Source organism: Streptomyces sp. HUAS TT11 (assembly GCF_051553595.1).
In the GTDB taxonomy this organism is placed as follows: domain Bacteria; phylum Actinomycetota; class Actinomycetes; order Streptomycetales; family Streptomycetaceae; genus Streptomyces.
This window is the reverse complement of sequence record NZ_CP196184.1, coordinates 8,899,205-8,916,632: the sequence shown is the minus strand read 5'-3', so window position 1 is coordinate 8,916,632 and position 17,428 is coordinate 8,899,205. Positions and strand designations below refer to the sequence as shown.

General features: G+C 68.4%; 13 protein-coding genes and 1 pseudogene. 6 read left to right on the top strand and 8 right to left on the bottom strand.

Annotated elements, in window-relative coordinates; genetic code table 11:
* Window positions 1-154: 154 nt before the first annotated feature.
* Complete coding sequence (locus ACSHXN_RS40085; protein WP_438305941.1) at window positions 155-2,032, bottom strand: SpoIIE family protein phosphatase; 1,878 nt, start codon at window positions 2,030-2,032, stop codon at window positions 155-157.
* 128 nt (window positions 2,033-2,160) lie between these two features.
* Between ACSHXN_RS40085 and ACSHXN_RS40080 the strand changes: the two genes are divergently transcribed.
* Both ACSHXN_RS40080 and ACSHXN_RS40075 read left to right on the top strand, forming a co-directional pair.
* Complete coding sequence (locus tag ACSHXN_RS40080) at window positions 2,161-6,480, top strand: HAMP domain-containing protein (RefSeq protein WP_438305939.1); 4,320 nt, start codon at window positions 2,161-2,163, stop codon at window positions 6,478-6,480.
* Window positions 6,477-7,064 (top strand): response regulator, encoded by a 588-nt coding sequence (locus ACSHXN_RS40075; RefSeq protein WP_359460709.1) that lies wholly within the window; start codon window positions 6,477-6,479, stop codon window positions 7,062-7,064. The genes ACSHXN_RS40080 and ACSHXN_RS40075 overlap by 4 nt, the downstream gene beginning before the upstream one ends.
* Before the next feature lie 491 nt (window positions 7,065-7,555).
* On the opposite strand, the gene ACSHXN_RS40070 is transcribed toward ACSHXN_RS40075, so the two are convergent.
* Complete coding sequence (locus ACSHXN_RS40070; RefSeq protein ID WP_383358023.1) at window positions 7,556-8,149, bottom strand: TetR/AcrR family transcriptional regulator; 594 nt, start codon at window positions 8,147-8,149, stop codon at window positions 7,556-7,558.
* 111 nt (window positions 8,150-8,260) lie between these two features.
* Here ACSHXN_RS40070 and ACSHXN_RS40065 point away from each other — a divergent pair, with 111 nt between their 5' ends.
* Together ACSHXN_RS40065 and ACSHXN_RS40060 are read left to right on the top strand one after the other, a co-directional pair.
* Window positions 8,261-9,271 carry an NADP-dependent oxidoreductase gene (locus ACSHXN_RS40065; RefSeq protein WP_438305937.1) on the top strand — a complete coding sequence of 337 codons (1,011 nt, stop codon included), beginning with the start codon at window positions 8,261-8,263 and terminating at the stop codon, window positions 9,269-9,271.
* A gap of 376 nt (window positions 9,272-9,647) precedes the next feature.
* Window positions 9,648-10,130, top strand: coding sequence for a nuclear transport factor 2 family protein (locus ACSHXN_RS40060; RefSeq protein ID WP_438305935.1), 483 nt, complete (start codon window positions 9,648-9,650; stop codon window positions 10,128-10,130).
* A gap of 61 nt (window positions 10,131-10,191) precedes the next feature.
* Here ACSHXN_RS40060 and ACSHXN_RS40055 read toward each other — a convergent pair whose 3' ends face one another.
* From ACSHXN_RS40055 to ACSHXN_RS40035, 5 genes and pseudogenes are all read right to left on the bottom strand, one after another.
* A complete protein-coding gene (locus ACSHXN_RS40055; RefSeq protein WP_438305933.1) occupies window positions 10,192-10,344 on the bottom strand; it encodes a hypothetical protein in 153 nt (50 codons plus the stop codon).
* A 95-nt stretch (window positions 10,345-10,439) separates the two neighbouring features.
* Window positions 10,440-10,913 carry a DUF3618 domain-containing protein gene (locus ACSHXN_RS40050; RefSeq protein WP_438305931.1) on the bottom strand — a complete coding sequence of 158 codons (474 nt, stop codon included), beginning with the start codon at window positions 10,911-10,913 and terminating at the stop codon, window positions 10,440-10,442.
* A complete protein-coding gene (locus tag ACSHXN_RS40045) occupies window positions 10,910-11,281 on the bottom strand; it encodes a phage holin family protein (RefSeq protein ID WP_355804330.1) in 372 nt (123 codons plus the stop codon). Before ACSHXN_RS40045 ends, ACSHXN_RS40050 begins: the two co-directional genes overlap by 4 nt.
* A gap of 366 nt (window positions 11,282-11,647) precedes the next feature.
* Window positions 11,648-12,702 (bottom strand): annotated as a pseudogene (locus ACSHXN_RS40040) (YihY/virulence factor BrkB family protein).
* Entirely contained in the window at window positions 12,699-12,902 is a 204-nt protein-coding gene (locus tag ACSHXN_RS40035) for a hypothetical protein (RefSeq protein WP_355141224.1), read from the bottom strand. The pseudogene ACSHXN_RS40040 and the gene ACSHXN_RS40035 overlap by 4 nt, the downstream one beginning before the upstream one ends.
* 238 nt (window positions 12,903-13,140) lie before the next feature.
* Between ACSHXN_RS40035 and ACSHXN_RS40030 the strand changes: the two genes are divergently transcribed.
* Entirely contained in the window at window positions 13,141-14,058 is a 918-nt protein-coding gene (locus ACSHXN_RS40030; protein WP_438305929.1) for a magnesium and cobalt transport protein CorA, read from the top strand.
* Window positions 14,059-14,413: 355 nt separating this feature from the next.
* Here ACSHXN_RS40030 and ACSHXN_RS40025 read toward each other — a convergent pair whose 3' ends face one another.
* On the bottom strand, window positions 14,414-15,772 hold the full coding sequence (locus ACSHXN_RS40025) for a beta-1,3-glucanase family protein (protein WP_438305927.1): 1,359 nt from the start codon (window positions 15,770-15,772) through the stop codon (window positions 14,414-14,416).
* A 578-nt stretch (window positions 15,773-16,350) separates the two neighbouring features.
* Between ACSHXN_RS40025 and ACSHXN_RS40020 the strand changes: the two genes are divergently transcribed.
* Entirely contained in the window at window positions 16,351-17,424 is a 1,074-nt protein-coding gene (locus tag ACSHXN_RS40020; RefSeq protein WP_438305925.1) for a LacI family DNA-binding transcriptional regulator, read from the top strand.
* Window positions 17,425-17,428 lie beyond the last annotated feature (4 nt).

Here is a 17,428-nt window from a genome sequence, read left to right as displayed (position 1 = left end):
ACGTACCCATTATATAGAACGTTCCTTCTACGCAAATCCGGCAGTACGTGTGCGCATCAAGGCCGACGGAACGGCGACTTCGGTCATGTGCCCGGCCAGTACAGGCGGCACCTACATGGTCGCCGTCAGTCACCCTTTCCAATGCCTTCCGACATCAACAGGCCCGATCACCGCGCAACGCCGTCGTGCCCCTCAACCCCGCACGCCTCAGCACCGGCACCGCCTCCAGGACCAGCACGGCCAGATCGTCGCCCAAGGGCTCGGTGCTGAAGTCGTGGGCGGCTTGCCGGACTCGTTCCGCCACCGCCTTCGCACCCAGCCCCATGCATCCTCGCAGCACCTCCGCCAGACCGTCGTTGTCGTCCAACTGCCGCGATCCCCTGCGCCGTTCGGTCACTCCGTCGGTGACGCACAGCAGTGTCTCGCCCGGCGCGAAGGTGAAGGTGTTGGCGCGGAACTCCGCGTGCTCATCGACGCCGAGCAGCATCTGCGGGTTCGTCGCCGGTGTGACCGAGCCGTCGATCGCCAGCCGCAGCGGAGGCGGGTGCCCGGCGCTCGCTATCGTGCACCGTGCGCCACCTGCGGCCAGATCGGGTTCCAACTCCCCGTACAGGAGGCTCAGGAACCGCGATCCCTCCCGCTCGCCGCGGTACGTCACGGCTTCGGCCGCCTCCTCGGCCATGGCGAGGTTCAACCGGTTCAGCAAGGACTCGATGCCGTGACCCTCGCGCGCAAGCAGCCGTACGAGGTGCCGTGCCAGGCCGGTGACCGACATCGCTTCAAGGTCGTGGCCGCACACGTCGCCGAGCAGGAAACACCACCGCCGCTCTCCCAGCGGGAACAGGTCGTAGAAGTCCCCGCCCACGGTCTGCCCCTCTCCCCAGGGCTCGTAGACGATCGCCGTGTCCACGCCCGGAATCGGGGCCAGGCACGTGGGAAGCTGCCCACGCTGGAGCGTCCGGCTGATGCTGGCCTGTCGGGTGTAGTGGCGCGCCGTGACGACCGCCTGGGCTACGCGTCGGGCCACGTCCTCGACGAGCCGCACGACGGCGTCGGTCATCCGGGTCAGACCTGCCCGGCCGATCAGCAGTGCACCCTGGCACCGCCCACCCACCACCAGTGGGAACGCCAAGGCCGAACCGGCGGCGCTCTCGGCGCCCAGACAGTCGGGCCAGGGCCACGGAACACAGGTGGTGCTCAGCCTGACGGGCGGTCGCTCCTTCTCCAGCGACAGGCGCAGTTCACGGATCCGGCGTTCGTCCACGTGCCACACGTGGGAGATCCGCATGTCGTCGTTCTCCGTGGTCAGCCAGACCCCGCACCAGTCGGAGAGCCTGGGCACGAGCAGCTGGCCGGCGAGTGCCGCGACCATGTCCTCGTCCATCTGCCCGGCAAGGAGTTCTCCGGCCTCGGCGAGGAACGACTGACCCTCGCGCTCGGCCCAGTCGGTACTGCGGACCCGGCGGTCGGGGGGCAGCCCGGCCGCAAGGGGCTCGACGGCCGAGGGCTCGTGGCGCACAGCCTCGGTGAGGCGCTCGATGTCCGTCTCGCCCATGGTGGAGAGCGGGCTCGCCAGGGCGCACTCCAGACGGAACCAGGTGGCCTTCCCGGAGCACCGGTACGTCACGCCCCACGACTCGGCGAGCGATCGCACGAGCTGCCGGCCATAGCCCCGCACGTGGCCTTGCACGCCCTTCCCTTCACCGGGCGAGCCGGTGGCCGCGTCGTCGGGGGGAGCGGAGGGGTCGCGCTCCAGCACCTCGACCACAAGAGCGACCCGCCCGGAGCCGCCCTCGGAGAAATCGACCAGGGAGCAGTGGCCCGCTTCCAGGCGGCATGCGACCTCAACCTCGTATCCCGTGTGCGTGACGGCACTGGCGACCAGTTCATCGGCGAGAAGGACGGCGTCGTCCACCAGGCGGTCGTTGACGGTCGGCGCCCCGGGGAACTGCAGGGTCATCCGCTCGGCGAGTACGGCACGCACGAACTTGCGTACTGCCGAGGCCGCGAGCTCGTTGGCGGGAATGCGCATCCGTGCGACGGCCGGACGTGGATCAAGGGAGGACCTCACTGGCGACTCCAGGCCAAGCTCACTGTCGAGGCATATAAGACGAATGTAGTCTAAACGGGAGGTAATCGTCTGCCCGGAAGTGGGTTGCCATGGAATCTGCCACCCACCCTGATCTCGCTCACCTTGGGCCCGAGCTCCGGGAGCAGCGCGCTGAGACCAAGCCCGAGACCGCACCGCCCGCCCCCGCTCCGGACGGCGAGTGGATACGCGTGGCCGAATTGCGCCCGCTGCTCGCAGCCATGAATTCCCTGTGTGACGGCGATTTCACCGTCCGTACCGGGAATCTCCCCGAAGGAGTCCTCGCCGAAATGGCGGGGGTCTTCAACCAGATCGTCACGCGCAACGCGCACTTGGCCTCGGAGCTCGACAGAGTGCGCAGGGAGGTGGTCCGGCAGGGGCGGCTCGACGAGCGGCTGGCAGCCAGTCCCGGGCAGGGAGGGTGGACCGCGAACGTGGAGGCGGCCAACACCCTGCTGGAAGCACTGGCCGTCCCGGTCGTCAACGCCACCCGCGTCCTCAATGCCGTGGCGGACGGCGATCTGACACAGCGCGCCGAGTTGCACGACGGCAAGCGCCAGCTCCGCGGTGATCTACGGCGCCTGGGGCGTGGGGCGAACCGTATGGTGGAGCAGCTGTCGCTCTTCACCGGCGAGCTCAACCGCGTCGCCCGGGAAGGGATCGAGGGTCGCCTCGGCGGGCGTGCCACGGTGCAGGGACTCGCCGGTGACTGGCGCTATGTGACCGAGGCAGTCAACACCATGGGCTCCCGGCTGACAGCCCAGGTGCGCGACATCGCGACCGTGACCACTGCGGTCGCACGCGGCGATCTGACTCGACAGGTCACGGTCGAGGCGGGCGGCGAGCTGCTGGAGCTGAAGCTCACCGTGAACACGATGGTCGACCAGTTGCGGGCGTTCGCGGACGAAGTGACGAGGGTGTCCCGCGAGGTCGGCACGGAAGGCCAGCTCGGCGGACGGGCGCAGGTGCCGGGCGTCTCGGGGGTCTGGAAGGACCTCACCGACAACGTCAACTTCATGGCGTCGAACCTCACGGCTCAGGTCCGCAACATCGCCCAGGTGACCACGGCGGTCGCCAACGGCGACCTCAGCCAGAAGATCACCGTGGACGCACGCGGCGAGATCCTTCAACTCAAGGACACCGTGAACACGATGGTCGACCAGCTCTCCGCGTTCGCCGACGAGGTGACCCGGGTCGCCCGCGAGGTCGGCACCGAGGGACGGCTCGGCGGCCGGGCCCAGGTCCGAGGCGTGTCGGGGGTGTGGAAGGACCTGACGGAGAACGTCAACTTCATGGCGGACAACCTCACCTCCCAGGTCCGCAACATCGCGCAGGTCGCCACCGCCGTCGCCCAGGGCGACCTCGGCAAGACGATCACGGTCGAGGCGAAGGGCGAGATCCTGGAACTGAAGTCGACCATCAACACGATGGTCGACCAGCTCTCCGCGTTCGCCGACGAGGTGACCCGGGTCGCCCGCGAGGTCGGCACCGAGGGCAACCTCGGCGGTCAGGCCCAGGTGCGCGGGGTGAGCGGGGTCTGGAAGGAGCTGACGGACAACGTCAACTTCATGGCGTCGAACCTGACCTCGCAGGTCCGCAACATCGCCCAGGTGACCACATCGGTCGCGAACGGCGACCTCTCCAAGAAGATCACCGTCGACGCCCGCGGCGAGATCCTCGAGCTCAAGGACACCGTCAACACGATGGTCGAACAGCTGCGGGCCTTCGCGGACGAGGTCACACGCGTGGCCCGCGAGGTCGGCACCGAAGGTCGGCTGGGCGGCCGGGCCCAGGTCCGAGGGGTCTCCGGAGTGTGGAAGGACCTCACCGACAACGTCAACTTCATGGCGGACAACCTCACCTCCCAGGTCCGCAACATCGCCCAGGTCGCCACCGCCGTCGCCCAGGGCGACCTGTCGAAGAAGATCGACGTGGACGCCCGCGGCGAGATCCTGGAGCTGAAGACCACCATCAACACGATGGTCGACACCCTCTCGTCCTTCTCCTCCGAGGTCACCCGCGTGGCCCGGGAGGTCGGCAGCGAGGGCCAGCTCGGCGGCCAGGCACGCGTCGAGGGCGTCTACGGCACCTGGAAGCGCCTGACGACCAACGTCAACGAACTGGCCCTCAACCTGACGACCCAGGTCCGCGCGATCGCCGAGGTGGCCTCCGCGGTCACCCAGGGCGACATGTCCCGCGCGATCACGGTCGAGGCACAGGGCGAGGTCGCCGAGCTGAAGAACAACATCAACCTCATGGTCTCCAACCTCCGCGAGACCACCCGCGCGAAGGACTGGCTGGAGTCGAACCTCACCCGCATGGCCGCGCTGATGCAGGGCCACCGCGACCTGGTGGAGGTCGCCGACCTGATCCTGCGGGAGCTGACCCCGCTCGTGAACGCGCAGTTCGGTGCGTTCTTCCTCGCCGAGGCGGGGGCACCGCCCGGCGAGGGCCTGCAGTTCATCGCCGGGTACGGCACCGACCAGGCCGGCGGAGGCAGTCCGCTCCCGGGTACCGGCACCCCGGGACGCGGACTGATCACCCAGGCCGCACAGGAGCAGCAACGCATCTTCATCACGGACGTGCCGCCCGACTACATCACCATCAACTCCGGCCTGGGCACGGCCTACCCGGCCAGCATCGTCATCATCCCCATCCTGTTCGAGGACCAGGTGCTCGGAGTGATCGAGCTGGCCTCGCTCAGCAAGTTCAGCGATGTGCACCTGGCCTTCATCGACCAGTTCGCCAACACGATCGGCGTGTCGATCAACACGATCATCGCCAACTCCCGTACGGAGTCGCTGCTGTCGGAGTCCCAACGGCTCACGTCCGAGTTGCGTGAACGGTCGGACGAACTCCAGCGCTCCAACGCGGAACTGGAAGAGAAGGCGGCACTGCTCGCCACCGCCTCGCAGTACAAGTCCGAGTTCCTCGCGAACATGTCGCACGAGTTGCGCACGCCGCTCAACTCGCTGCTGATCCTGGCCAGGCTGCTCGCCGACAACCCGGACGGGCATCTCAACGACCAGGAGGTGCAGTTCGCGACGACCATCCACCGCTCGGGTTCGGACCTGCTCCAGCTCATCAGCGACATCCTCGACCTGTCGAAGATCGAGGCCGGACGCATGGACGTGCGTCCGAAGACGCTGCCGCTGATCAAGTTGCTCGACTACGTCCATGCCACCTTCCGGCCGATGACCATCGACCGCGGTCTGGGCTTCGACATCGCGGTCGGCGAGGACGTGCCGACCGAGTTGTACTCCGACGAGCAGAGGCTGCAGCAGATCCTGCGCAACCTGCTGTCCAACGCGGTGAAGTTCACTCACTCGGGAAGTGTCGAGCTTCGCGTCACCCGGGTGCCGGGCGAGCAGTTCGGCGAGGAGACCCTCAGGGACGCGGAATCCGTCATCGCGTTCTCCGTCAAGGACACCGGGATCGGCATCGCACCCGAGAAGCTTCCGATCATCTTCGAAGCGTTCCAGCAGTCCGAGGGCACCACCAACCGCAAGTACGGTGGCACCGGACTCGGCCTGTCCATCAGCCGGGAGATAGCCGGAATGCTCGGCGGCAAGATCGTCGCCGAGAGCGAGCCGGGCGCGGGCTCCCGATTCACCCTGTACATCCCCTCGCACTACCCCGGCGCCACCGCCACGCAGGCCTTGGCGGAACTGCGTGCCGCCGGCGTCACGCCCATGCTCACCACGGAAGCCCGGGCAGCGGCCGATGTCACCGACGACGACACTTCGACGGAGGAAGCACTCCACCGTGCGGAGGACCTCGACGCCGGGCTGTCGGTTCCGGAGCACCTCGCCGACGACCTGTCGGGCATGGGCGTCACGGCGGCGCCCGACGGCCGTGAGGACTCCTGGCCCAAGACGACACGGCTCAAGGAATGGCTCAGCGGGCGCCCGGGCCGCGTCCTGGCGGGTCGTCACATCCTCATCGTCGACGACGACATCCGCAACGTCTTCGCCCTCACCCATGTGCTGGGACGTGTCGGCATCACCGTGAAGTACGCGGAGAACGGCCGGGAAGGCCTCGAGGTCCTGGAACGCTCCCCCGAGGTGTCCCTGGTCCTCATGGACATCATGATGCCGGAGATGGATGGATACGACACGATCCGCAGCATCAGGAACACGCCCCGCCTCGCCCATCTGCCGATCATCGCGATCACCGCCAAGGCGATGCCCGGAGACCGTGACAAGGCGATCGACAGCGGTGCCGACGACTACGTACCCAAGCCGGTGAACGTCGACCGCCTGCTGTCCGTCATCTGTGATCTGTTCGACCCGCAGAACGACGCCCCGCAGTCGGCGCAGGATCCCGGTGCCGCCGATGAACCGGAGGCCACGGACCACCGTGCCGACGACCCACCGAGGGACGCACCATGAGCATCAATCCGGCCGACCAGTGCAGCATCCTCATCGTCGACGACATGGAGGAGAACCTCGTCGCGTTCGAGGCCGTACTCGGCCCTCTCCACCAGCGCCTCGTCCGCGCGCAGTCGGGTGAGCAGGCACTCAAGTGCATGCTACGCCAGGAGTTCGCGGTGGTTCTCCTGGATGTCCGGATGCCCGACATGGACGGCTTCGAGACGGCTGCCAACATCAAGCGCCTCGACCAGACCAAGGACGTGCCCATCATCCTGGTGACCGGAACCGAGGCCGGCGCGGACTACGCCTACCGGGGATACGCCATCGGCGCCGCCGACTTCATCACCAAGCCCGTCGACCCCTGGGTGCTACGTACCAAGATCAGCGTTTTTCTCGATCTGCATCGCAAGAACCGCCAGTTGGCCCTGCGCGCGGTGGCGGCCGACACCGATCGGCTCACGGAGATCACCGAGCGACTGACCCAGATCGAACTGCTGCTGCGCAACCGGACGGAAGCCGACGCCGACGGCCTCGCCGACCGCATCGGGCAACTGGAGCGCACGGTGGGGGGCCTCCTGCCCGGCGGCATGGACACCGAGTAGGCCCACCCGGTCGGTCCGGGACACCGCCTGCCTGCAACCGGCCCCGGACATCCTGCAATCGGCCCCGGACATCGGGAAGCCTCCACCGCCCGCCGTGCCGCGGCGGGGCAACCGCCAGCGATCAAGCCCACGGTCCACGTGGTCGCACAACCCGACTTCCCCCGCCCTACGGACACACGAGCCTGCCGCCTTCTTCGCATCTCAAACGGCACGACGGCTGGGGTCGTTCCGACTGGTCATGCTGGAGGACTCGGCACGGAACCGGTTCGTCACGATGGTGCGCCGCGCCCCTTGCGCGACGCGGATGCGCCGGAGGCGGAAGAGGACGGCGGCGGGCAGCGTCGACCGTCGGAGGGACAAGGCGGTGAGCCGCTCGGCGGCGGTCGTGCACTTCCGGGTGGGCAGCAGCTCGCCGCCCGCACCGTTGACCGCCTCGGTGCACTCGGCGTCGCCCTCCCGTCGAGCGAGCAGTCGGGTCCGCTCGTCCGATGTCAGTCACTGGCCCGAAGGTGGCGTTCCGCCTCGGGAACGCTGCTCCCCTCGCTCGTCAGGATCGCGCCCGCGACGACCTCGAAGAGGTGATCGGCGCGCGGTGCGAGCGAGGGTTGATCGCCGAGCCAAGCGAGCATGGCTACCAGCGCAAACACATCGGCGCCATCGATGTCGCTCCGCGCCATACCCGCGGCCTGGGCACGGCTGAGGAGCCGCGCACCGGCCGCGCGCAGGGTGACGCACGAAGCGTGGAGGGCGGATTCGGTGTCCTCGATGGCGGCCGCCATCAGCACCGTCACGCCACGGTACTCGGTTGTCCACGCTACGCAGTCGCGCAACCATGAAACGAGAGCGACCTCGGGTGAGCTCGACGTCTCGAGCGCGCCCGCCTTCGCCGTCAGTTCGTCGAAGCTCGTCCGGAGCAGGGCGTCGAGCAGCGCCTCGCGCGTCGGGAAGTGACGCAGCAGGGTCGCGAGCCCGACATCGGCCCTGCGCGCGATGTCGCGCAGTGACACGTCCACACCCTGCTCGGTGATGGCGGTGTCCGCCACTGCGAGCAGGTGGTCGCGGTTCTTCCTGGCGTCGGCCCGCATCTGTGCCTCTTGACTATCCGGATCAGTGGTCCATATATTTGGATCAGTGGTCCATTTATCTGGATCGCCGATCCAGATCAGCGTATCCCGCAGCGCGGGCAGGAGAAAACGATGCCGACACACACGATGAGGGCAGTCCGGCTTCACGAGCACGGCGGCCCCGAGGTTCTGCGTGACGACGAGGTGCCGATTCCCGAGCCGGGGCCGGGCGAGGTACTCGTCCGCGTACGCGCGGTCGGCGTCAATCCCCCGGACTGGTACCTGCGCGACGGGCTGACCAACATACCTCCGCAGACGAGGCCGAAGTTCGACCTGCCCATCATTCCGGGCACGGATGTGTCGGGCGTCGTCGAGGCGGTCGCCGCGGATGTGGAGGGCTTCTCCACCGGTGATGAAGTCTTCGGTCTCCTGCGCTTTCCCAGCTTCGACGGCAGCGCATACGCCGAGTACGTGGCCGCGCCCGCGTCGGACCTCGCACACAAGCCGACCGGCATCGATCACATACATGCCGCCGGTGCGCCCATGGCCCTGCTGACGGCGTGGCAGTTCCTGATCGAGCTCGGACACGACCGCCCCTCGCCGTTCCAGGCGGCGCGGCATCGCCCGGTGCCCCTCGCCCCCGACACGACAGTGCTCGTCAACGGCGCCGCGGGTGGCGTAGGGCACTTCGCACTGCAGTTGGCGAAGTGGAAGGGCGCCCATGTCATCGCGGTGGCATCGGGCGCGCACGAGTCGTTCCTGCGCGAGCTGGGCGCCGACGAGTTCATCGACTACACCAAGAGTCGTCCCGAGGAACTCGTGCACGACGTCGACCTTGTTCTCGACGCCGTCGGTGGCCGCAACAGCAACCGCTTCCTGCGCACGCTGAAGCGCGGCGGCGCCCTGTTCCCCGTGTTCTTCGGCGAATACGACGACGAGGAGACCGCGAGGCTGGGCGTCACGGTCTCGGGCACCCAGGTCCGCTCGAACGGCGCGCAGCTCGCCGAACTGGGACGTCTGCTCGACACAGGCACGGTCCACGTCGCGATCGACAGCACGTTCTCACTCGCGGATGCCCGAGCGGCGCACGAACGCGCCGCCCGAGGGCACATCCAGGGCAAGATCGTGCTCACCGTCGCGTAGGGACGACCCGTCTCATCGGCGCGGCCTGCGCTCGCCCTTCGGACCCACGTGGCCAACGAGACGCCGACGTGGAGACCTCGGGCCGCGTCTCCGGGCCAAGTGACCGCGATACCGGTGGCGGCGAACCGAGCGGACCCGTTCGGTCGATTCCATCGGACTCGATTCGGTTCGCTGCAGGAGATCACCAAGACGGTCGCAATCCTCGCGCCCGACGACGCCCCGTCGCCGACGGCAACCCTCCGGCGCGCTGACGGTACAGCGAACGATCGCGGACCGGCACGCCACGCGCTCCGTCCTCTCATCGCACACCAGGCGGCCGACTTTGCCGGCTGCGACCCGTCTTTCACCCGAGAACCGAGCACGAGCGAGGTGCGACATGACAACAACTGCGGCTTTCGGCTGGGGAAGCAGCTACCTCGACGCAACGCCTGCGGGAGAGGTGAATCTCGACCCTGCAGAGTGGCTCGCCGTCCAGCAGACCCTGGCCCGCTACGCCTTCGCCCTGGATCACGGAGATCTGGTGGCGCTGGAGGACATCCTGGCCGAGGACGCCACCTGGACGGCCACGATCGCCGGTGAGGTTGAGCAAGGCCCCTTCGTCGGGCGCGCGGCGATTCTCGACCTCGTGCGGAGTGCGACGGAAGAACAAGCCGAGCAGCGAAGGCATCACCTGACCAACATGATCTGCCACCGTGCGGACGCCGACACGGCAGTGGTGTGGGCCTACCTGATGCTGACCTCGAACACAGGTGGGAGCCCGACCGTGATCACGACCGGCTTCTACACGTTCACGCTGCAGCACACCGAAGGCGAGTGGCGCATCGCGAAGCTGTTCGTCGGTCTGGACAGCGCCGTATGAAGTGCGGCAGCTGGTGGGCGCGACAGACCCGGCCCAAGGTGGCGGTGCTGCTCGGGACGGCTCAGTGCGGCCGGGGGCCGGTGCCGCCGTGGAGCCAGGCGGCGGCTTCAGCGCCCTCGTCCGGTCGGCCGGGCCGGCCGAGGGCGGCAAGGGAGGTGAGATGCTCGACGATGCTCGGGGCGCGCTGCTGCCAAGCGACCATCATCTCGGTCATCGTGGCGCCTTCGAGGCCGACCCTCATCGACGGTCAAGGCCGTGTCATTGCGTGGGATCGAGGGACAAGATCGCAGCTGGGGATCGCGAGACGGTTCACCCCTTGCGACGGCGGCCGGCCAACCACGCCATGAGGGCCACACCGGCCGCCGCCAGCAGCAGGCTGCGGTTGTCCCGCGCCATCCGTGCACCCTGAGCGGTCTTCTGCTGCATCGGTTCGGGGGCCTTGTCCTGCCACAGTTGGGTGGCCACCGCACGGGACTGATCGATGGCCCGCGCCGTCCTGTCCTTCACCGGAACGGGCAGCTTGTCCTCAAGGTGTCGGGCGGCCTGCGCCGCCTTGTCCTTCAGCTCTCCGGCCGTGACCGCGGCCTGCTCCTTCAGATCACCTGCCCTGGCGGTGACTTGTTCCTTGACCACTGTCGCCTTCTCCTGGGCGCGGGCCTTGACGTCGGCCTTGGCCGCGAGGGCCTCGACCGTCCGGCCGGGCTCCTCGCGGCTCTGTTCGACCTGCTCGCGCAGCTCCTCGGGGCCGGCGGCGGTGGGCTCGTCGTGGGGTGGCTTTGTCATCGGTGCACGCTCTCCTTGATCTCGGCCACATCGGCCTTCACGTTCTCGACCGTCTGCGCCGGTGCAGGCGGTGCAGCCTGGGCAACCTGCTTCTTCCCGCTCCTGGCCATCACCGCGGTGATCACACCCAGCACTGCGGTGACGATCAGAGCCGCGGCCCATACCGGCAACAGGAGCGCCAGTGCGGCGATCACAGTCGCCACCAGGGCTTGCAGCGTAAGGAAGCCGACCAACCCGGCTCCGCCGAACAGGCCGCCCCCCTTGCCGAAGCGCTTGGCCTTCTCCTTCATCTCCGCCTGCGCCAGGCGCATTTCACCGCGCACCAGTTCCGCCAGCTGCTGCGACGCCCTCTGCACCAACTCGCTCACCGGCTCCTGGCCGGAGGCATGCGGGCTGTGGTCGGTCCCGGGCGAGTGCGGCTGCGTGCTCGACACGGCGGTCACCTCCCGTCCATCTCGTTCCAACGGGCCGGGCGCTCCGGCCCATTCACCGCGGCTCGAGTACCCCGAACGCCCAGGTTCAGGGCAGGCGCGCAGCCGGTGCCGGAAATCGCCTTTCGGATCGGCGGCAACATGGGGGCGCGCGGCACGCCCACATCCGCCATCACCAGGCCCCCTCCGCTGGGGTGTACATGTCTCAGACCCGTCAACAACCTCGCGAACCGGGGTTGTCCCAAGACTTGGTCGGTAGGCGACCCGACTGCCAGGATCAGTCCGTCACCTGCTGTGCGACGGTCACGCTTCGTCCAGTCGACGCAGGTCCTGCTCATCCCATTTCCGTGTGTCGCGCGGCTCGGCGTAGGGCTCCTTGTCCGCCGGTAGACCGCCGGCGATCGACCGCTGCCGTACGGTCTCGGCGTCGAACTCCAGGCCCAGAAGGATCGCCAGGTTGGTGATCCACAGCCAGATCAGGAAGACGATGACACCGGCCATGGTGCCGTAGGTCTTGTTGTACGAGGCGAAGTCGGCGACGTAGAGCGCGAAGGCACCGGAGGCGACCAGCCAGATGACCAGGGCGAGGAAGCTGCCCGGTGTGATCCACCTGAACCCCCTCACCCTGGCGTTCGGGGTGGCCCAGTACAAAAGCGCGATCATGATCGTGACCAGGACCACCAGGACGGGCCACTTGGCGATCGACCACACCGTGAGCGCGGTGTCGCCGATCCCGAGGGCCGTACCGGCCTGACGGGCCAGAGTGCCGGTGAAGACGACGATCAGGCCGCTGGCGACGGCGAGCACCATCAGGACGACCGTCACCCCGACCCGCACGGGAAGGATCTTCCAGACCGGGCGGCCTTCCGGCATGTCGTAGACCCGGTTGGCCGCACGGATGAATGCGGCCACGTACCCCGAGGCGGACCACACCGCGAGGACGAAACCGACGACCGCCATGATCGACCCGATGCCGGCACTGTTCTGCAACTGCGAGACGGCCGCTGTGATGATGTCGCGGGCGGAGCCCGGAGTGAACTGCTCGAGGTTGTTCAGCACCGAGTCCGTGGTGGACCTTCCGGTGAGACCGAGCAGCGACGCCAAGACCAGCAGAGCGGGGAACAGTGACAACAGTCCGTAGTACGTGAGTGCCGCGGCCCGATCGGTCAGTTCGTCGTCCTTGAACTCCCGCAGGCCGCCCTTCAGCACCGCCCCCACGCCTTCTTCGGAAACTGCGTAGGCGTATCCGGGGCGCGCCGCTCCACCGCGGGGCCGGGGCCCACCTCCTCGGGCGGCGGGACCTCACGTTCAGGAGCCTCGTCGTGGTCGAGGTGCTCTTTTCGCCCTGGCCGCGTCACGCTGCATCGATGTGCTGCGCGGTCTGCCCGGCCGGACCGTTCTCAACGGCGGACGGGCCGGCGTCGTGTACCAGTCGCAGGTGACGTCTCCGGGCGTGGCGCGGCACCCGCGGCCCGGCCGACAACCGGTTCTCGATGTGGTCCATGGCGTACAGCAGCGCACCCAGAACGGGCAGCAGCAACACGGCGACAACGATCACAGCGCAGTTCCTTCCCGGTGGGTGGCGTCGGCCGGGTTCCCACCAGAGCTCGACCCACAGCCGATTCATGTGAAGGTTTTGTGCCCACGAGGTGCGGATGGCGTTCGACTGGTGGGTCTGCCCACTGCCTGCGCATGGAACGTGGCGGTGGAAGCACCCGAGAGGGCATGGAGTGTGTGATCTACCGAGAGCAGACGGGGGAGTCCGAAAAGGTCGACGTCCGGCAGGAAGACGGAGGATGCCAGGACACCCTGGACCGCCTGGCGGTTCTCAAGCCCGGCGAGTTCGCCTGGATCCGGACGGACGACCCCGCGAGGACGAGCTGCAGCAGCTGGGCAAGTACCTGCAGCTGCATCCCCTGGCGATCGAGGACGCCGTCCACGCGCACCAGCGGCCGAAGCAGGAGCGCTACGGTGATGTGCTGTCGGTCGCCGTGAAGACCCTGTGGTTCGTCGAACACAGCGCTGATGTGGAAACCGGCGAAGTGATGATCTTCCTCGGCCCGTCCTTCGCGCTGACTGTCCGCCACGGCGCACTCGACCCGACCGTGGAAGCGGCCGGACGGCTGGAAGCCGCCCCGCGACGGGCCCGGCTCGGACCGGTGAGCGTCCTGCATACGGTCATCGACGTGATCGTCGACGCCTACCTGCAGGCAGCGGTCCAGGTCCGTGCGGACCTCACCGACCTGGAACGGTGTATGTTCTCACCCGCCCGCGAGGACCTGACGGAGCAGATCTACACGCTCAAGCGGGAAGTGGTCGAGTTCCGCGACGCCGTCCAGCCTCTGGTCCCCGTCGTGCAGTACTTCACCGCACCGCATGACGACTGGCCGCGGCAGATGGTGCCGTACTTCCGCGACGTCGCCGACCACCTCACTCGCACCGACGTCGAAGTCCGCGCCCTGGACGACCTGCTCGGCTCCGTCCTGGACGCCCACCTGGCGAAGGTGGGCACCTGGCAGAACGACGACATGCGCCGCATCAGCGCGTGGGCAGCCATCCTGGCCATCCCCACCCTGATCGCCGGCGTCTACGGCATGAACTTCGCCCATATGCCGGAACTGGACTGGCGCTACGGCTATCCGTGCGCGCTGGCCGCGATGGCCTTCGGGACGGGCCTGCTGTACCGGGCTTTTCGCCGAAACGGCTGGCTCTGACGCCCCGAGCCCCTCCTCCTCAGCGCGCGTCCGCCGGTCGGGCCAGGCATGACCGACGGGCAGTCACCCGAGTGTGCCTGCACGGAGGTGTGGCCGGTCGGACGAGTGGCAGCTGCACCGCCGGCATCGCCGCTCTGCCGCGAGGACCGCAGCGGTTCTCCGCCGCCGTGCACACCGCCGGCGTCACCCGCACCGTCCTGGAAACCGTGGCCGAAGTCCGAGCGGCCGGGCGGCCGGACTCCACCCTCGCTGTCGCCGCACCGGCGCCAAGAGGGTCCCGCCGGGTCGGTGTGACCCGGCCGGACCCTCCGGTCAGGGAATCAGCGTGTGTTCGGCGTCCGCGCCACCGGATCGGCTACCAGCCGACGGCGACCAGAAGCCATTGCGGGTTGGCGTGGGAGATGAAGGAGGACTGGCCGGCCACGTCGTCGTAGGGGAAGCCGTAGGCGAGGTGGTTGATGGCGTTGTCGTGCCAGAACTTGGCGTAGTAGTTCGCCGGTGCCGCCTTGTAGAACTGGGCGGGGTCGGACTGCTGGGAGGCCGGCAGGGTGGCGACGTGGCGGTTGAGGGCGGCGCACATGTCCGGGTTGCCTGCCAGGGAGGCCGCGCAGCCGAAGATGTCGGACGTGGCGGCGTTCACGCCCACGGACTGGGCGTACGCGGTGAAGTAGTTCGCGTTGGCACCGCCCGCGCGGAAGCTCGGGTCGCTGCCGGGCGCGATGATCCGGTACGGGCCCTGGGTCTGGGCCAGCACCTTGAAGGGGGCCGGAACGGCGTCGGTGAAGCGCTGGAAGGTGGTGGCGCGGTCCTCGGCGAAGGTCTGCCGGTTCTCGCCGACCTCGACGTCGTAACCGTCCTTGGTGTGCAGACGCATGGCCAGCTTCAGGCCGAAGGCGTCGACCCGGGTGGTGTTGCCGTTGAAGACGTTGTTGCCGACCGTGAACTCGATGAAGTCGTAGTACGGGCCGTTGGGCGATCCGAGGTAGAAGTACATGCGGCCGGCGGAGTTGGCCGGCATGTCGAGATAAGGCTGCTCGGCGATGGAGTGCACCTGGCCGTTGAAGCTCCAGTACACCTGGCTGTCGGGGTATTTGCCGTTCGTTCGGTTGAGGATCTTCACCTCGACGGCGTTGCTCGCCGGGGGAATGTCGCTGGTGCTGCCCCAGAAGTCGTCCGGCGGGGTGGTGGTGCCGCCGGGGCCGTAGACCTGGAACTCCCACAACGAGTAGCCGTAGGGGGTGCCCCGCGCGGTGCCGTAGACACGGACGTAACGGCCGCTGCCGGTGATGGCGATGTTTTGGGTTCCGCCGGTGGCGGTGGTGGTGGAGTGGACGGTGGTCCAGGTGTTGGCGTCGGTCGAGGTCTGGATCTGGAAGGCGCTCGCGTAGGCGGCCTCCCAGTTCAGGGTGACGCGGCTGAGCTGCTGGACGGACCCGAGGTCGACCCGTAGCCATTGCGGGTCGGAGAAGGCCGAGGACCAGCGGGTGCCGGTGTTGCCGTCGACCGCCGCGCTTGCGGGGAAGGAGTCGTTCTCGGTCGAGGAGGCGGTGGCAGGCCTGCCCTGGGACAGCAACTGGTCGGCGGCGCGCGCGGGCGACGGTGCGATGACCGCGAGGAAGGCGGCGATCAGGACGACGACCAGGGCGAGTGCCGCGTGTGAGCGTGCGGCGCCGGCCGGTGGTCTGCGGGTGAGTGCGCTGGCGGAACTCTGCATGCGGAGTCTCCTCAAGCCGGTTCGGCGTGCGTGGGGGATGGAGCAACAGCAGACATGAGAGCGCTCTCTGGGGTTGTAGTCCCATCCATGTCCGCCGTCAACAACTGAAGCCGAAATCAGTCGGGTTGTGACCCTGCGGACGACACGGCGCCGATCTCGGCACTGGTTTCGCAGCCGACGACTCCGTCGCATTCGGCTTCCGACCGCATGGGGTCCCTCAAACCGGACCGTTTTTACATCCCTTGACGTATCCGGTACGGGACACCCCCTCGCCCGGGCAGGTGTCGTCGCAGTCGAACCGGGGGGTGTCCCGTCTCGATCCCGTCGTCGAGCCGGGCCCCGATCGGCCGGCAGCTCGATCAGGGGCCGGCGGAGGTGGTCGGGACACCGTGCGGAGCGGATGAACGCCCGTGAGACGTCTTCGGTCACATTCGGCCTTCTTGGGGCGCACGGCTGTGGGCTGCGCGTCCGGCCTCGACAGCTTCCGTATGAACGATAAAAATGAGGGTTCCAGCGTGGGCGAGGGAGAGAACGTGACAGCCGGTTTTCGCGACGCACGTCCGGCGTCTGCGCAGTCCGTGACGATTTCGGACGTCGCCGAGGCTGCGGGCGTGTCCCGGCAGACGGTCTCCAACGTGCTCAACGCACCGGAGCGTGTACGCGCCGAGACCCGGGAGCGGGTCACCCGGGTCATCGCCGAACTCGGCTACCACCCCAACCACATGGCGCGCTCCCTGCGGGCGAGTTCGCCCCGCATGATCGGCTGTCGCATCCTGCCCGTGCACGCGGAGACGGTGGCCGCCATCCAGGACCGGTTCCTGCACGCGCTCGCCGAGGCGGGGCAGGAGTGCGATCACCATGTGCTGCTCTTCACCGCCGCGGACGTCGCCGCGGAGACCGAGCGGTGCACGACTCTGTGGCGCGCGGGAGCCGTGAGCGGCGTGGTGCTCTACGACATCACGCCGGACGACCCACGGGTGGGCCGGCTCACCGCGGCCGGTGTGCCGTTCACGGCCTTCGGTCGTACGGCGACCAGCACAGAACAGTACAGCTGGGCCGACGTCGACAACGCGGCGGGCACCGCCGCCGCCATCGACCATCTGGTCGCCGCAGGTCATCGGCGCATCGGCTTCCTGGGCTGGCCCGAGGGGTCCAGTGTCGGCGATGCCCGGGCGCGTGGCTGGCTGACGGCCATGGACCGGCACGGTCTGCTCGCGGGGAGCCACCGACTCGATGTGCGGGGCGGCGACACGACGTCGAACGGCACCCGGCTGATGGCCGAACTCCTGGACAGGCCCGGCCCGCCGACCGCGGTCGTCGCGGTGACCGACACCCTTGCGGTGGGAGCACTCCACGCGGTGCGCGACCACGGGCTGATCCCCGGTCGGGACATCGCCGTGGTGGGCTTCGACGACTCCCCCGCTGCCACGGCACTCGGGCTGACCAGCGTTCGCCAGCCGATCGAGGAAGTGGGCCGGCTGGTCATGGCGGAGATGCTGCGGCTCACCGACCGGACCTCGGGTGCGGACGGTGAACCTCCCGCGGAGCCCTTGCACCGAGTCCTGACACCCGAGTTGGTGGTACGCGCGAGTTCGGCCCCGCTCGCGGATGCACCCCTGTTCGACCTGGAAGCGCACTCTCTGCGCCCCTGACGGC

Excerpts from the sequence above, each read along its gene's own strand:
- ACSHXN_RS40055 (WP_438305933.1), bottom strand. The coding sequence starts at position 10,344 with ATGACCGAGATGATGGTCGCTTGGCAGCAGCGCGCCCCGAGCATCGTC.
- ACSHXN_RS40065 (WP_438305937.1), top strand. The coding sequence starts at position 8,261 with ATGCCGACACACACGATGAGGGCAGTCCGGCTTCACGAGCACGGCGGC.
- ACSHXN_RS40085 (WP_438305941.1), bottom strand. The coding sequence starts at position 2,032 with ATGCGCATTCCCGCCAACGAGCTCGCGGCCTCGGCAGTACGCAAGTTC.
- ACSHXN_RS40075 (WP_359460709.1), top strand. The coding sequence starts at position 6,477 with ATGAGCATCAATCCGGCCGACCAGTGCAGCATCCTCATCGTCGACGAC.
- ACSHXN_RS40025 (WP_438305927.1), bottom strand. The coding sequence starts at position 15,772 with ATGCAGAGTTCCGCCAGCGCACTCACCCGCAGACCACCGGCCGGCGCC.
- ACSHXN_RS40070 (WP_383358023.1), bottom strand. The coding sequence starts at position 8,149 with ATGCGGGCCGACGCCAGGAAGAACCGCGACCACCTGCTCGCAGTGGCG.
- ACSHXN_RS40080 (WP_438305939.1), top strand. The coding sequence starts at position 2,161 with ATGGAATCTGCCACCCACCCTGATCTCGCTCACCTTGGGCCCGAGCTC.
- ACSHXN_RS40050 (WP_438305931.1), bottom strand. The coding sequence starts at position 10,913 with ATGACAAAGCCACCCCACGACGAGCCCACCGCCGCCGGCCCCGAGGAG.
- ACSHXN_RS40030 (WP_438305929.1), top strand. The coding sequence starts at position 13,141 with ATGCCAGGACACCCTGGACCGCCTGGCGGTTCTCAAGCCCGGCGAGTT.
- ACSHXN_RS40060 (WP_438305935.1), top strand. The coding sequence starts at position 9,648 with ATGACAACAACTGCGGCTTTCGGCTGGGGAAGCAGCTACCTCGACGCA.